This window comes from Streptomyces sp. NPDC058697 (genome assembly GCF_042715345.1).
In the GTDB taxonomy this organism is placed as follows: domain Bacteria; phylum Actinomycetota; class Actinomycetes; order Streptomycetales; family Streptomycetaceae; genus Streptomyces; species Streptomyces liliifuscus.
In genome coordinates, this window is sequence record NZ_JBHXSU010000005.1 from 514,592 (window position 1) to 527,555 (window position 12,964).

The window sequence follows — 12,964 nt, forward strand, 5'->3', positions numbered from 1 at the left end:
CCTTTACTCTTGAGTAAGCGGTCGTTAACTGGTGACTGGATGCCTCCGATCGGGCATACTCACAGCGCACAGCCGCTGATCAGCCGCTTCCGTGACCCGGAGACGCCGAGCATCGACAGTGCCCAGAAAGACCAGGCGGGGCAGCCCCACCCAGGTGTGCGTTCGCCGAAGTGCCCAACAGGGAGGAGAGCGTCGCCATGCCCGACCGCGCCCCGCAGCCGGTGGACCGTCAACTGCCCACGGACGAGGCCCGGGATCTGATCTCGCTCGTGCGTGACATCGCGCAGCGCGAGATCGCCCCGAAGGCGGCCGAGGAGGAGGACGCCGGGCACTTCCCGCGCGAAGTCCTCACGCTGCTCTCGGAGTCGGGGCTGCTCGGCCTCCCGTACGACTCCGAGTACGGCGGCGGAGACCAGCCGTACGAGGTCTACCTCCAGGTCCTCGAAGAGCTGGCCGCCGCCCGTCTCACCGTCGGCCTCGGCGTCAGCGTGCACACGCTCGCCTGCCACGCCCTCGCCAACTACGGCACCAAGGAACAGCAGGTCGAGCATCTCCCGGCCATGCTCGGCGGCGGCCTCCTGGGCGCCTACTGCCTCTCGGAGCCGTCCTCCGGCTCGGACGCCGCGTCACTGCGTACAAAAGCAGTGTGGGACGGCGACTACTGGGTGATCACGGGCACCAAGGCCTGGATCACGCACGGCGGAGTCGCCGACTTCTACACCGTGCTCGCGCGCACCGGCGGAGAGGGGGCGCGGGGCATCACGGCGTTCCTGGTGCCCGGCGACGCCGAGGGGCTGAGCGCCGCGGCGCCCGAGAAGAAGATGGGCATGAAGGGCTCACCCACCGCTCAGGTCCATTTCGACGGGGTGCGGATCCCGGACGACCGGCGCATCGGCGACGAGGGCCAGGGCTTCGCGATCGCCCTGTCCGCGCTCGACTCGGGGCGGCTCGGCATCGCGGCCTGCGCGATCGGTGTGGCCCAGGCCGCGCTCGACGAGGCCGTGGCGTACGCCACCGGGCGGCAGCAGTTCGGCCGCCCGATCGCGGACTTCCAGGGCCTGCGTTTCATGCTCGCGGACATGGCGACCCAGATCGAGGCGGGCCGCGCGCTGTACCTCGCCGCGGCCCGGCTGCGTGACGCGGGACGGCCGTTCGCCAAACAGGCGGCCATGGCGAAACTGCACTGCACCGACACCGCGATGAAGGTCACCACCGACGCCGTCCAGGTACTCGGCGGGTACGGCTACACCGCGGACTTCCCCGCGGAGCGCTTCATGCGCGAGGCCAAGGTGCTGCAGATCGTCGAGGGCACCAATCAGATCCAGCGGATGGTCATCGCCCGTCACCTCGCGGGTCCCGAGTCGCGCTGAACCTCCCGTACCCGTACATCGCCGAGGGCGCCGCGAGCCGGGCCCACTCCGGGTCGTGGCGGCCCGGCAGGGTCCGGCCCCGGTCGGCCCAGGTGCGGATCAGGGCCCGGTAGATGGGGGGATCCAGGGGCTGATGGTGTGCGTGGGGTCCCTGTGAACTCTGTGAGCCCTGAGTTCCCTGTGTCCAGTGAATCCCTTGGGTCCACTGAGTTCCCTGCGTCCGCTGGGTCTCCTGTGGCCCCAGAGATCCCAGGGACCCCTGGGGAACCGATTCTGCCGACGGGGGGAAGGGGATCCGGCGGCGGCGCTCCGCATCTGCGTATGTGGGGGTCATACCGAGGCCAACGGGTCCATGGCCGGACAAGTCACCGGCGCGGGGATTCGCCAGTGAGTTCGCGGCACGCCCTCGTCGGGTCGCCGCAGGTCAGCATGAGGGGCGCACCGGACCCCGGCACCGGACTCTGGCCCCCTGCCGTCTTCTGACGTACCGTCAACTCCACCGCCGGGGGCCGCACCCCTCCGGGCGACGTCATGCGCCGTACGCCCCGGGAGGCAGCCGATGCCCGACGACCGCCCCGTAGCCCTTGACGAGTACCCCGTGCACCAGGTCCCCCTCTCGATGAAGCACGTGGCGACGGGGGACCGGAACGCCTACGACCGCTGCATCTTCCAGGTCTTCGACCACCAGGGGCGGGCGCTGCTCATCCTGGGGCTCGGCGTGTACCCGAACGTCGGGGTCATCGACGCGTACGCGACCCTGCGTACCGGCGACACCCTGCACGCCGTACGCGCCTCGGACGCCCTGGACGACGACACCCGGATGACGATGGCGGTCGGTCCGCTGCGGATCCAGGTCGAGCGCCCCCTGAAGGACTTCGTCCTGAGCTGCGCGGCCGACCCCGAGGACCCGGACGGGCTGTCGTACGAGATCACCTGGTCCGCCGACTTTCCCGCGCTGTGGGAGCCGCATCACGTCCAACGCCGGGGCGCCCGCCTCACGTTGGAGGGCCGGCGCTTCGTGCAGGCGGGGCGGTGCGAGGGCTGGATCCGGGTCGCGGGGGAGGAGATCCGGCTGTCGGGCGACGGCTGGACCGGCACCCGCGACCGCAGCTGGGGCACGCGCCCGCTGCCCGGCGAGGAGGGCGGCCGGCTCGCCGAGGAGCACCGGACCGAGGGCTTCCACTGGCTCTGGTGCCCCGTCCGCTTCGAGGACCGCTTCCTGATGGTCATCACCCAGGAGGACGCCGACGGCTACCGGACCCTCAACGACGCGACACTCGTACGGAACGGTGAGCGTGACCGCCAACTCGGCTGGCCCCAGACCGAGATCACCTACCGGAGCGGAACCCGGCACCCGGAGCGCGCGATCGTCCACCTCGGCGACTTCCGCAAACCGTCGGAGCTCGGCGTCGAGATCCTCACCTCCTCGCCGCTCGCCGTCGGAGCCGGCTATCCGCCCGCCGACGACTGGCAGCACGGCACCTGGCGGGGACGCGGCTGGACCGACCGGCGTACGTACGACCTTTCGGACCCGGCCGCGCTCGGGCTCGCCGCGTACGGCGTGACCGACCACGCCGCCCGCTTCACGCTCGACGGGCAGGTGGGGCACGGGATCTTCGAGCACGGCTCGTTCGGACGGCACGACCCGAGCGGATTCACCGGCTTCGACTCGGTCGCGCCATAGCCGAGTTGACTCCAGGGAGGGAGTGGAGCGATGGCAACGGCACCCCGTCCGCGTACGACCACACGCGACCCGGAGGAACTCGCGCAGCGGCTGACCGCCTGGCTCGCCGGACGGCTGCCCGGCGCCAAGGCGGTCGACGTCCGTGTCCCCGCCTCCAACGGAATGTCCAGCGAGACCCTGCTCTTCGACATCGAACACCCCGAACCCCCGGTGCGCGCCTGCGCGTTGAGGCTCGCGGCGGACCCGGCGGCGTACACCGTCTTCCCGGTCTACGACCTGCGGCGCCAGTACCGCACCATGCGACTGGTGGCGGACCGCACGGACCTGCCCGTGCCGCGGGTGCAGTGGCTGGAGGAGGACCCGGGGCCCCTCGGGGCGCCCTTCTTCGTCATGGAGCGCGTGGCGGGCCGCGTACCGCCGGACGTCATGCCCTACACGTACGAGGGCAACTGGCTGCACGCGGCAAGTGACGCCGACCGGGAGCGACTTGAGCACGCCTCGGTAGGACTCCTCGCCCGGCTGCACGACCAAGTCCCGGTGCGTGAGGCGGACTTCCTCTCCTCGCCGGGGCACGGCAGCGCGCTACGACGTCATGTCGAAGCCCAACGCACGTACTACGAATGGGTGATTGACGGGCTGTCGCGATCGCCCCTGATCGAGGACGCCTTCGACCGGCTCGACGCGCTCTGGCCGCGCGACGAGGGCGAGACGGTCCTCAGCTGGGGTGACGCACGCATCGGAAACGTCATCTACGACGGCTTCGAACCCGCCGCGGTCCTCGACTGGGAGATGGCGGCACTGGCCCCGCGCGAGGTCGACCTCGGCTGGATGATCTACCTGCACCGCTTCTTCCAGGACCTCACCGTGAGCTTCGGCCAGCCCGGACTGCCCGGCTTCCTGCGCCGGGACCGCGTGGAGCCGCGCTACGCCCAACTCACCGGCCACACACCCCGGGACATGGACTTCCACATCCTGTACGCCGCCCTGCGGCACGCAGTCGTCATGCTGCGCGTCGCCTACCGGCAGGTGCACTTCGGTGAGACCGCAGTCCCCGCGGATCCGGACACACTGATCCTGCACCACGACAGCCTGCGAGCCATGGTGCAGGGCAGTTACGGGAACTGAGGACCGCTCAGGCGGAAACCGGCCGAGTGGCTCTCAGGCGGCCTGGTCGCGCATCACCGGCACCCGCATGGGGCGCGAGCCGGGGCCACCGACGTGCGAGAACGGCTGCGTACGCCAGTCGAGACCCTGAGGGAGTGTCAACAGCAGGGCGGTGTCCTGCTCCTGAGCCTCCATCGTCTCGTCGGCGGGCCGGGCCTCGGCCGCCGTGCGGCCCGTACCGGCGCAGACCGTGAGCCCGAACGGGTTCCACGGCGACGCGCACAGCGCGTGCTCCGGCAGGATCTCCTCGTCCGCGAGGAGCGCGATGGGCTGCGCGCAGTCCGGGCAGATCACCCGGTACATCTCGAAGGTGTCGTACGCGTCGAACTCCTCGGCGTCAGGTTCGACGCCCTCCGGCTCGGGCTCGACGACGGGCTGCTGCCGCTTGGGCGCGGTGCGACCAGGGCGCTTCAGACTCTGCATGGGCTACTCCCCCTCGGGTGGGCCGACAAGGCACTGCGACCTCGACCACAGCAAGCACTTCCCGCCCCGTCTCTGCGGTAATCACGAGAACATCACGGAACCGACCGCCGCGATGTGGCGTTCGTCACATGCCGCGTGCAGGTGCCCGACCCGGTGGTTTTGTCCCCCGGGTGTCTCGCCCGCTTCTTCAGGCCACATCACAAACAGGGTATGACCTGCGCCGCAGAGTACCCGAGCGGATCAAGGGCATGTAGGTTCTCCGCCATGGAGGAGCTGGACCGCCACATCGTGCAGCTGCTCGTCGAAGACGGGCGGATGAGCTACACCGACCTGGGCAAGGCCACGGGCCTGTCCACGTCGGCCGTGCACCAGCGGGTGCGCCGGCTTGAGCAGCGCGGCGTCATCCGCGGTTATGCCGCGGTCGTCGACCCGGAGGCCGTCGGGCTGCCGATCACCGCCTTCATCTCGGTGAAACCGTTCGACCCCAGCGCCCCCGACGACATCGCCGAACGGCTGGCCGACGTCCCGGAGCTGGAGGCCTGCCACAGCGTCGCCGGCGACGAGAACTACATCCTCAAGGTCCGCGTGTCGACACCGCACGAGCTGGAAGAGCTCCTCGCGCGCGTGCGCACGCTGGCGGGCGTTTCGACACGTACGACGGTGGTCCTCTCCACGCCGTACGAGGCCCGGCCGCCGAAGATCTGACGCCCGCGCGCGTGAGACCCCGAGGGTGGCCCCCCGTGCGCGGGGCGCGTGCGCCGAGGGGCGAGACTGTTCCCCATGAGTGAGAGCACCGCCACCCCCCGAACGATGTTGCTGCGCGGCGGGGAGGTCCACAGCCCCGCCGACCCGTTCGCCACCGCGATGGTCGTGGAACGCGGACAGGTCGCCTGGGTCGGCTCCGAGGGCGCGGCCGACGCGTTCGCGGACGGCGTCGACGAGGTGCTGGACCTCGAAGGGGCGCTCGTCACCCCGGCGTTCACCGACGCGCACGTGCACACCACGGCCACCGGCCTCGCACTCACCGGCCTCGACCTCTCCACCGCCCGCACCCTCACCGAGGCGATCACCCTCGTACGGGACTTCGCGGCCGCCCGCCCCGCCGACCGGGTGCTCCTCGGCCACGGCTGGGACGCGTCCCGCTGGCCCGAGCGTCGGCATCCGCGGCGGGACGAGCTGGACGAGGTCACCGGCGGACGCCCGCTCTACCTCAGCCGGATCGACGTCCACTCGGCCGTCGTCACCACGGCTCTCCTCGACATGGCGCCGGGCGTACGCCGGGCGGCCGGCTTCGAGGACGGTGAACCGCTCACCCGCGACGCCCATCACGCCGTACGCGCCGCCGCGTTCGCAGCGGTTACGCCGGAGCAGCGCACCGAGGCCCAGCGTGCCGCGCTGAAGCACGCGGCCTCGCTCGGCATCGGCTCCGTGCACGAGTGCGCGGGCCCGGAGATCTCCTCCGAGGACGACTTCACCGGGCTGCTGCGGCTCGCCGGGGAGGAAGCAGGGCCCCGGGTCGTCGGCTACTGGGCCGAACACGGGGAGGAGGGCGTGGCGAAGGCCCGGGCGCTGGGAGCGGCCGGCGCCGCGGGCGACCTCTTCGTGGACGGCGCCCTCGGCTCGCACACGGCCTGCCTCCACCAGCCGTACACCGACGCCGAACACACCGGCACCGCCTACCTGGACGCCGCCGCCGTCGCCGCCCACGTGGTGGCATGCACCGAGGCGGGCCTCCAGGCGGGCTTCCACGCCATCGGGGACGCCGCCGTGACCTCCGTGGTCGACGGAGTCCGCGCCGCCGCGGAGAAGGTCGGCCTGGCCCGCGTACGCGCCGCCCGGCACCGGGTCGAGCACGCCGAGATGCTCACCCCGGAGACGATCGCCGCCTTCGCCGAACTCGGCCTCACCGCCTCGGTCCAGCCGGCCTTCGACGCGCTGTGGGGCGGCGAGGACGGTATGTACGTCGAACGCCTCGGTGCCGAGCGGGCCCGGGCGCTCAACCCGTTCGCGGCCCTGCTGCGGGCCGGGGTGCCGCTCGCCTTCGGCTCCGACAGTCCCGTCACACCGCTCGACCCGTGGGGCACCGTCCGCGCCGCGGCCTTCCACCGCACTCCGGAGCACCGGGTGTCCGTGCGCGCCGCGTTCACGGCGCATACGCGGGGCGGCTGGCGGGCGGTCGGACGCGACGACGCGGGGCTCCTGGTACCCGGCGCGCCCGCGGACTACGCCGTGTGGCGCACCGACGAGCTCGTCGTCCAGGCCCCGGACGACCGGGTCGCCCGCTGGTCGACCGACCCGCGCTCCGGCACCCCCGGACTGCCCGACCTCACGCCCGGCGCGCGACTGCCCGTCTGCCTGCGCACGGTCGTGGGCGGACGGACGGTATTCGTACGGCCGGACGAGTGATGTCCCGGGGTGGCGCGGTGTCGATCATGCGTCGGCGCCCCGTCGCGCGACCTGCGTATCCTCCGCGCTGACCAGGGGTTTGAGGGAAAACCGCCAGGTCAAACGACTGTTGACAGCTAGCGGCAGGTGGCCGGTAGGTTCGGCCGGGTCCACCACCGGACGTCCGACCGGTGAACTTCCGCCAGTCGCCGCAGCGCAGTTGGGTCAGGGGTGGTGTGCCGCACCGGTACACCACCACTGGGAGCCAGGCCCAGCGCCCGCGCCACGGCGCGAGGGAACGTTCCGGCTCGGATGGTGTGACCCGGGTGGGGCCCGGACGCTCAGTAGACAACGGCTTTCGGTCGACCCGCAGCCAGCGGGTCCCAGGTCGGCCCGAAGGGCGCCGGGCCCCGATCCGCAGACTCGTCCCCTTCTGGCCCCCTTCCGGGAACTTTCACGTCGGTGCCTCACCGGCCCGAAGAGCGACGCTCGCTATGGTGGAGCCCCTCGCACGGAAGTCTTAAGGGGAAGCTGTGAACGACGGCGGTGGGCGACAGTTCGGTCCGCTCGGCACGACCTTGGTGATCATCCCGACCTTCAACGAGGCGGAGAACATCAAGGCGATCGTCGGCCGGGTGCGGGCCTCCGTGCCCGCGGCGCACGTGTTGATCGCCGACGACAACAGCCCCGACGGCACCGGCAAACTCGCCGACGAACTGACCGTCGAGGACGACCACGTCCACGTGCTGCACCGCAAGGGCAAGGAAGGCCTCGGTGCCGCCTACCTCGCGGGCTTCGGCTGGGGTCTGGAGCACGGGTACGGAGTCCTGGTCGAGATGGACGCCGACGGTTCGCACCAGCCCGAGGAACTGCCCCGGCTGCTCACCGCGCTCAAGGGGGCCGACCTCGTGCTCGGGTCCCGCTGGGTGCCGGGCGGGCGCGTCGTCAACTGGCCCAAGTCCCGTGAGTTCATCTCGCGCGGTGGCAGTCTGTACTCGCGCGTCATGCTCGACGTGCCGATCCGTGACGTCACCGGCGGCTACCGCGCCTTCCGCCGCGAGACCCTGGAGGGCCTCGGCCTCGGCGAGGTCTCCTCGCAGGGCTACTGCTTCCAGGTCGACCTGGCGCGGCGGGCCGTCAAGGCCGGCTATCACGTGGTCGAGGTGCCCATCACCTTCGTCGAGCGCGAACTGGGCGACTCCAAGATGAGCCGCGACATCCTGGTGGAGGCCCTGTGGAGGGTGACCACGTGGGGGGTCGGGGAGCGGGCGGACCGGATTCGCGGGCGTCGGAAGGTTTGAGGCGGGGCGGGGTCTGGGGCCGACGTCCGGGGCCCGGGTTTCGGTTTTGGGGCTTGGGACTGATGGCCGGTTCGTTGGTCCGGCTGTCAGGGCGTGCGGCTCCGCTTCACAGGCTGTGCTGACCACGCGTTTATCCCGTACTGAGCCGTGCCCAGGCACACTGGACGCATGACGACTGGCGCTTCGACTCCGCCCCACCCCGCACGGCCCCGGCGCTCCGGCCCCCTCAGGTACCTGCCGCTCGGCATCGCCGCATGGCTGGTCCTGGAGATCTGGCTGCTGATCGTGGTGGCGGGTGCCACGAGCGGCTTCACCGTCTTCCTGCTGCTGGTCGCCGGATTCGTCCTCGGCTCCGTGGTCATCAAGCGGGCCGGACGCCGTGCCTTTCGCGCGCTGAGCGAGACGCTGCAGCAACAGCAGAGCGGGGTGCTGCCGCAGGGCGGTACGAATTCCGAGGGCAACGGTCTGATGATGCTGGGCGGGCTGCTGCTGATGCTGCCCGGTCTCATCTCCGACGCGCTCGGGCTGCTTCTGCTGGTTCCGCCTGTGCAGAAGGGGCTGAGCCGGTATGCGGAGCGGACGTTTGAGCGGAAGATGCGGGAGGCCGGGGCTGGGACGCTCGGGGGTGCCTTTCAGCAGGCGCGTATCCATCGGCCCGATGGGAAGGTCGTTCCGGGCGAGGTCGTTCGTGACGACGAGTCGCGGGAGCGGCGTCAGGAGGACTCGGGCCCGAGGCCCCCGCTGAACGGCTGACGCCGAGGGGTTTTCTTCGCCCCCGCCGCCCCTACCCATTCCCGTCACTTGCTCAGGGGCTCCGCCCCCGAACCCCCAAAAGACTGCGCAGTTCCCCGCGCCCCTGAAAACCTAGGGGCGCGGGGAACTGCGCGATCAGCCACAGCCGGACCCGCACCCGCAAAGCCACCGCAAGCCATCCGAACGCACAAAACCGCAGGCACCGTACCCGGAGGTACGGCACCCGCGGTTGGGTGCGTGCGTTGTATGCCGCCCAACCCCCGGAGGGGCTACGCGGACTTGCGGCTGTCCCGAGGGTGGACCGCGATGTTCATGGCTCCGGAGCGAAGTACAGCCAAGCGCTCTTCGAGGACCTCTTCGAGTTCCTCTCGCGTGCGCCGCTCCATCAGCATGTCCCAATGCGTGCGCGCGGGCTTGGCCTTCTTTTCCTCAGGGCCGTCGCCGTCCACCAGGAGTGCCTGGGCCCCGCAGACCTTGCACTCCCACTCCGGCGGGATCTCCGCCTCCACCGAGAAGGGCATCTCGAATCGATGGCCCTTCTCGCATGCGTACTCCACGGCCTGGCGCGGGGCCAGGTCGATGCCGCGGTCCGTCTCGTAGCTGGTCACCACGAGGCGCGTGCCGCGAAGAGCTCGCTCACTCATGAATCGTGCCTCCCGGGCTTGTCGCCCACAGGACAGGTGTCGCTGTCGTCGTCATCCGGTCAACGTCCGGTCGGCGGTAAAGATTCCCGTTCCGGGTCATGCGTCGCCGTCGTAGCCGCCCCTTGTTGTACCCACCTGCGCCCGGTTTGTCACATCTGAGGGCAGATGTCACCCAGCGTTTCGGCATCTTTGACGCGCAGTAACGGTACGCCTGGCAGGCCAAACGCGTACACTACCGGCCTTTGGCCTCCGGCGCTAAATCCTGTCCGGAACGGGGTTGCCCGCGTCGCGCACCGCCTGGCGTACCGGAACCCTCGCGAGCAGCACGAATCCCAGCACGAAGAAGGCCACGAGCGAGATGATCGCGTCCCGATAACTTCCCGTTAGCTGGTACGTCAGACCGAACAGAAGCGGGCCGAGCCAGCTCATACCGCGGTCGCTCATCTCGTACGCCGAGAAGTACTCGGCCTCCTTGCCCGGCGGCACCAGATGCGAGAACAGGGACCGGGACAGCGCCTGGCTGCCGCCGAGGACGAGCCCGATGCCGGCGGCGAGGACGAAGAACCAGACCGGCGCGCCGGCAGGCAGGAAGTAACCCGCGCCCAGCGTCACGGTCCAGGCGACCAGCGAACCGAGGATGGTCCGTTTGGCACCGTACGTCCGGGCGAGCCGGCCCATCCCCAGCGCCCCGGCCACCGCGAGCAGCTGGACCAGCAGCACGGCGACGATCAGCGTCGACTGGTCGAGGCCCAGCTCCTCGGATCCGTACACGGATGCCTGCGAGATGACCGTCTGGATGCCGTCGTTGTAGACCAGATAGGCGAGCAGGAACGCGAGCGTCAGTGGCTGGCGGCGCATGTCCCGCACGGTGGCCGCCAGCTGCCGCCATCCGTGTGCGGACGTACCCGAGGAGGTCGCCGAGCGGCGGTCGCGCAGCCGTTTGAGCGGAATGAGGGTGAAGGCGCCCCACCAGATGCCCGCCGAGGCCAGACAGATGCGGACCGCCGTCGTCTCCGAGACGCCGAAGGTGTCATGGGCCGTGTAGAGGATCAGGTTCGCGACCAGGACCAGTGCGCCCGCCGCGTAACCGAAGGCCCAGCCCCTCGACGAGACGGCGTCGCGCTCCTCCGGCGGGGCGATCTGCGGCAGATAGGAGTTGTAGAGCACCATCGAGACGGCCAGTGAGGCGTTGGCCACAATCAGCAGGAGGCCGCCCAGCAGATAGCGGTCGCCGTCCAGGAAGAACATGCCCGCGGTGGCCGCGGCGCCCAGGTAGGCGGCGACCGCGAGGAGCGGCTTCTTGCGGCCCGTGCGGTCGGCCGCCGCGCCGGCCAGCGGCATCACGAAGATCGACAGGATGACGGACGCCGACACGCAGTACGCGAAGAAGGAGCCGGCGCGCAGCGGGATCCCCAGCGGATGTACGAATCCCTCGGCGTCCGCGGCCGCCTTGGCGACCGATGTCAGATAGGGGCCGAGGAAGACGGTGAGCACGCTCGTCGAGTAGACGGAGCAGGCCCAGTCGTAGAAGTACCAGCCGCGTTGTTCGCGCCGCCGTTCCGCGGCATCGTCGGCCGCTTGTTCCCGCACGGTGTCGGTGCCCACCCGTGCCCTCGCTTCCCCGTCGCAGTCCCCGTACGCGGACGCCACGCGGGGCGCCGGGCCGTCAGACCCAGGTGCCGCGGTCCTTCAGGACCCCGCGCAGCGTCTCGATGTGATCGGTCATGATGCCATCGACCCCCAGGTCCAGGAGCCGGTGCATCCGTGCGGGTTCGTTGACCGTCCAGACGTGAACCTGCAGCCCACGCGCGTGGGCCGTGCGCACGAAGCGGCGATCGACCACGGGGATGCCCGACTGGGACTCGGGCACCTGGGCGCAGACCGCCGAGCGGCGCAGCGGGGCCGGGATCCCCCACGACCGCAGACGCAGTCCGAGGACGCCCCGGGTGCCGTACGAGGTGGCCAGTCGCGGACCGGCCAGGCGCTGCGCGCGGGCGACCCGCGACTCGGAGAAGGAACCGACACAGACCCGGTCCCAGGAGCCGGTGCGGCGGATCAGGTCGAGCAGGGGGTGCAGAGCGGGCTCAGCCTTGATGTCGACGTTCCAGCGGACGCCGGGGAACGTCTCCAGCAGCTCCTCGAAGAGGGGGACCGGTTCCGACCCCGCCACGCGCGCGTGGCTCACGTCGTTCCAGGGGAGGTCCGCTATCCGGCCCGCCCCGTCGGTCACCCGGTCCAGCGTCGCGTCATGGAAGGCGACGAGTTTTCCGTCCGCCGTGGCGTGTACATCGGTCTCGATGTATTGGTAGCCGGCCTCGACCGCGCGCCGGAACTGGGCCGCGGTGTTCTCCAGGCCGTCCGCGGCCCCGCCCCGGTGGGCGAAGGCGATCGGGCCGGGATGGTCGAGGTAGGGGTGGCGTATACGGGTGCTCACCCGCGCAGTATCGCCTGCTCCGGTTGCCCGGCGGCAACGACCGTGCTGCCGCCCGATGATGCCGAGGGGACGGCGAACACGCGCAGGAAGAGCTGGGCCAGCGGGCCGATGGCCAACGCGTACAGCACTGTGCCCACGCCGACCGTGCCACCGAGGACGAAGCCCGTGGCCACCACGGCCACCTCGATGGCCGTACGCATCAGACGGATCGAGCGGCCGGTCCGCTCGTGGAGGCCCGTCATCAGGCCGTCGCGCGGGCCCGGACCGAAACGGGCCGCGATGTAGAGGCCGGTCGCCACGCCGTTGAGGAGGATGCCCGCCACCAGCAAGGGGACGCGGATTCCGAGGGCGTGCGCGTCCGGGACCAGGGCGAGCGTGCCGTCCATGGCGATGCCGACCACGAAGACGTTGGAGACCGTGCCCAGGCCCGGGCGCTGACGCATCGGGATCCACAGGAGCAGCACCACGGCGCCCACGATGATCGACACGACGCCGATCGTCAGCCCGGTGAGCTCGGCAAGGCCCTGGTGGAGAACACCCCACGGCTCCAGGCCGAGCCCCGCCTCCACGAGCAGGGCAGAACTCGCTCCGTACAGGGCCAGGCCCACGTACAGCTGGAGGAGCCGGCGGGTGAGGCGCCCCGACGGCGGGCTCGATGTGGGACCCGATGCCGGACCTGAAGTTGGACTCGATGTCGGGCTTGACGGCGGACCCGACGGTCGGTCCGGCGGCGGAGTGGACAAGATGTGCCCCCTGGTGGTGATAGTGGCCTGGCCCGTGACACTCTGTGGCTTGAGAAGAAACCT

General features: G+C 70.8%; 12 protein-coding genes. 7 read left to right on the forward strand and 5 right to left on the reverse strand.

The window, feature by feature from the left end; all coding sequences use genetic code 11:
- The first annotated feature begins 197 nt into the window (after window positions 1-197).
- From ACFWXQ_RS15885 to ACFWXQ_RS15895, 3 genes are all read left to right on the forward strand, one after another.
- Window positions 198-1,370: an acyl-CoA dehydrogenase family protein gene (locus tag ACFWXQ_RS15885; protein WP_383954091.1), complete on the forward strand. Its 1,173-nt coding sequence runs from the start codon at window positions 198-200 to the stop codon at window positions 1,368-1,370.
- Between the two features lie 559 nt (window positions 1,371-1,929).
- Window positions 1,930-3,054 (forward strand): hypothetical protein, encoded by a 1,125-nt coding sequence (locus ACFWXQ_RS15890; RefSeq protein WP_383954089.1) that lies wholly within the window; start codon window positions 1,930-1,932, stop codon window positions 3,052-3,054.
- Window positions 3,055-3,084: 30 nt separating this feature from the next.
- Complete coding sequence (locus ACFWXQ_RS15895; protein WP_383954087.1) at window positions 3,085-4,179, forward strand: phosphotransferase family protein; 1,095 nt, start codon at window positions 3,085-3,087, stop codon at window positions 4,177-4,179.
- Window positions 4,180-4,212: 33 nt separating this feature from the next.
- Here the strand turns inward: ACFWXQ_RS15895 and ACFWXQ_RS15900 are convergent, their stop codons facing one another.
- Complete coding sequence (locus ACFWXQ_RS15900) at window positions 4,213-4,641, reverse strand: hypothetical protein (RefSeq protein ID WP_189839826.1); 429 nt, start codon at window positions 4,639-4,641, stop codon at window positions 4,213-4,215.
- 264 nt (window positions 4,642-4,905) lie between these two features.
- Between ACFWXQ_RS15900 and ACFWXQ_RS15905 the strand changes: the two genes are divergently transcribed.
- The 4 genes from ACFWXQ_RS15905 (at window position 4,906) to fxsA (ending at window position 9,080) form a co-directional block, all read left to right on the forward strand.
- On the forward strand, window positions 4,906-5,346 hold the full coding sequence (locus ACFWXQ_RS15905; protein ID WP_055615743.1) for an Lrp/AsnC family transcriptional regulator: 441 nt from the start codon (window positions 4,906-4,908) through the stop codon (window positions 5,344-5,346).
- A gap of 75 nt (window positions 5,347-5,421) precedes the next feature.
- Complete coding sequence (locus ACFWXQ_RS15910; RefSeq protein ID WP_383954084.1) at window positions 5,422-7,047, forward strand: amidohydrolase; 1,626 nt, start codon at window positions 5,422-5,424, stop codon at window positions 7,045-7,047.
- A 512-nt stretch (window positions 7,048-7,559) separates the two neighbouring features.
- Window positions 7,560-8,327: a polyprenol monophosphomannose synthase gene (locus tag ACFWXQ_RS15915; RefSeq protein ID WP_383954082.1), complete on the forward strand. Its 768-nt coding sequence runs from the start codon at window positions 7,560-7,562 to the stop codon at window positions 8,325-8,327.
- 168 nt (window positions 8,328-8,495) lie between these two features.
- Window positions 8,496-9,080 carry an FxsA family membrane protein gene (gene fxsA, locus ACFWXQ_RS15920; RefSeq protein ID WP_383954080.1) on the forward strand — a complete coding sequence of 195 codons (585 nt, stop codon included), beginning with the start codon at window positions 8,496-8,498 and terminating at the stop codon, window positions 9,078-9,080.
- Window positions 9,081-9,349: 269 nt separating this feature from the next.
- Here the strand turns inward: fxsA and ACFWXQ_RS15925 are convergent, their stop codons facing one another.
- The 4 genes from ACFWXQ_RS15925 to ACFWXQ_RS15940 all read right to left on the reverse strand — a co-directional run bounded on the left by ACFWXQ_RS15925 (window position 9,350) and on the right by ACFWXQ_RS15940 (window position 12,901).
- Window positions 9,350-9,724 (reverse strand): RNA polymerase-binding protein RbpA, encoded by a 375-nt coding sequence (locus ACFWXQ_RS15925; protein WP_003977404.1) that lies wholly within the window; start codon window positions 9,722-9,724, stop codon window positions 9,350-9,352.
- Between the two features lie 255 nt (window positions 9,725-9,979).
- A complete protein-coding gene (locus ACFWXQ_RS15930) occupies window positions 9,980-11,329 on the reverse strand; it encodes an MFS transporter (protein ID WP_383943278.1) in 1,350 nt (449 codons plus the stop codon).
- Between the two features lie 61 nt (window positions 11,330-11,390).
- Window positions 11,391-12,158: a glycerophosphodiester phosphodiesterase gene (locus ACFWXQ_RS15935; RefSeq protein ID WP_383943281.1), complete on the reverse strand. Its 768-nt coding sequence runs from the start codon at window positions 12,156-12,158 to the stop codon at window positions 11,391-11,393.
- Window positions 12,155-12,901 carry a YitT family protein gene (locus ACFWXQ_RS15940; protein WP_383943284.1) on the reverse strand — a complete coding sequence of 249 codons (747 nt, stop codon included), beginning with the start codon at window positions 12,899-12,901 and terminating at the stop codon, window positions 12,155-12,157. Before ACFWXQ_RS15940 ends, ACFWXQ_RS15935 begins: the two co-directional genes overlap by 4 nt.
- Between the last annotated feature and the right edge of the window lie 63 nt (window positions 12,902-12,964).

Bases quoted from the DNA above. Each gene is read 5' to 3' on its own strand.
- ACFWXQ_RS15895 (WP_383954087.1), top strand. From the start codon at position 3,085: ATGGCAACGGCACCCCGTCCGCGTACGACCACACGCGACCCGGAGGAA.
- ACFWXQ_RS15910 (WP_383954084.1), top strand. From the start codon at position 5,422: ATGAGTGAGAGCACCGCCACCCCCCGAACGATGTTGCTGCGCGGCGGG.
- ACFWXQ_RS15905 (WP_055615743.1), top strand. From the start codon at position 4,906: ATGGAGGAGCTGGACCGCCACATCGTGCAGCTGCTCGTCGAAGACGGG.
- ACFWXQ_RS15900 (WP_189839826.1), bottom strand. From the start codon at position 4,641: ATGCAGAGTCTGAAGCGCCCTGGTCGCACCGCGCCCAAGCGGCAGCAG.
- ACFWXQ_RS15890 (WP_383954089.1), top strand. From the start codon at position 1,930: ATGCCCGACGACCGCCCCGTAGCCCTTGACGAGTACCCCGTGCACCAG.
- ACFWXQ_RS15925 (WP_003977404.1), bottom strand. From the start codon at position 9,724: ATGAGTGAGCGAGCTCTTCGCGGCACGCGCCTCGTGGTGACCAGCTAC.
- fxsA (WP_383954080.1), top strand. From the start codon at position 8,496: ATGACGACTGGCGCTTCGACTCCGCCCCACCCCGCACGGCCCCGGCGC.
- ACFWXQ_RS15885 (WP_383954091.1), top strand. From the start codon at position 198: ATGCCCGACCGCGCCCCGCAGCCGGTGGACCGTCAACTGCCCACGGAC.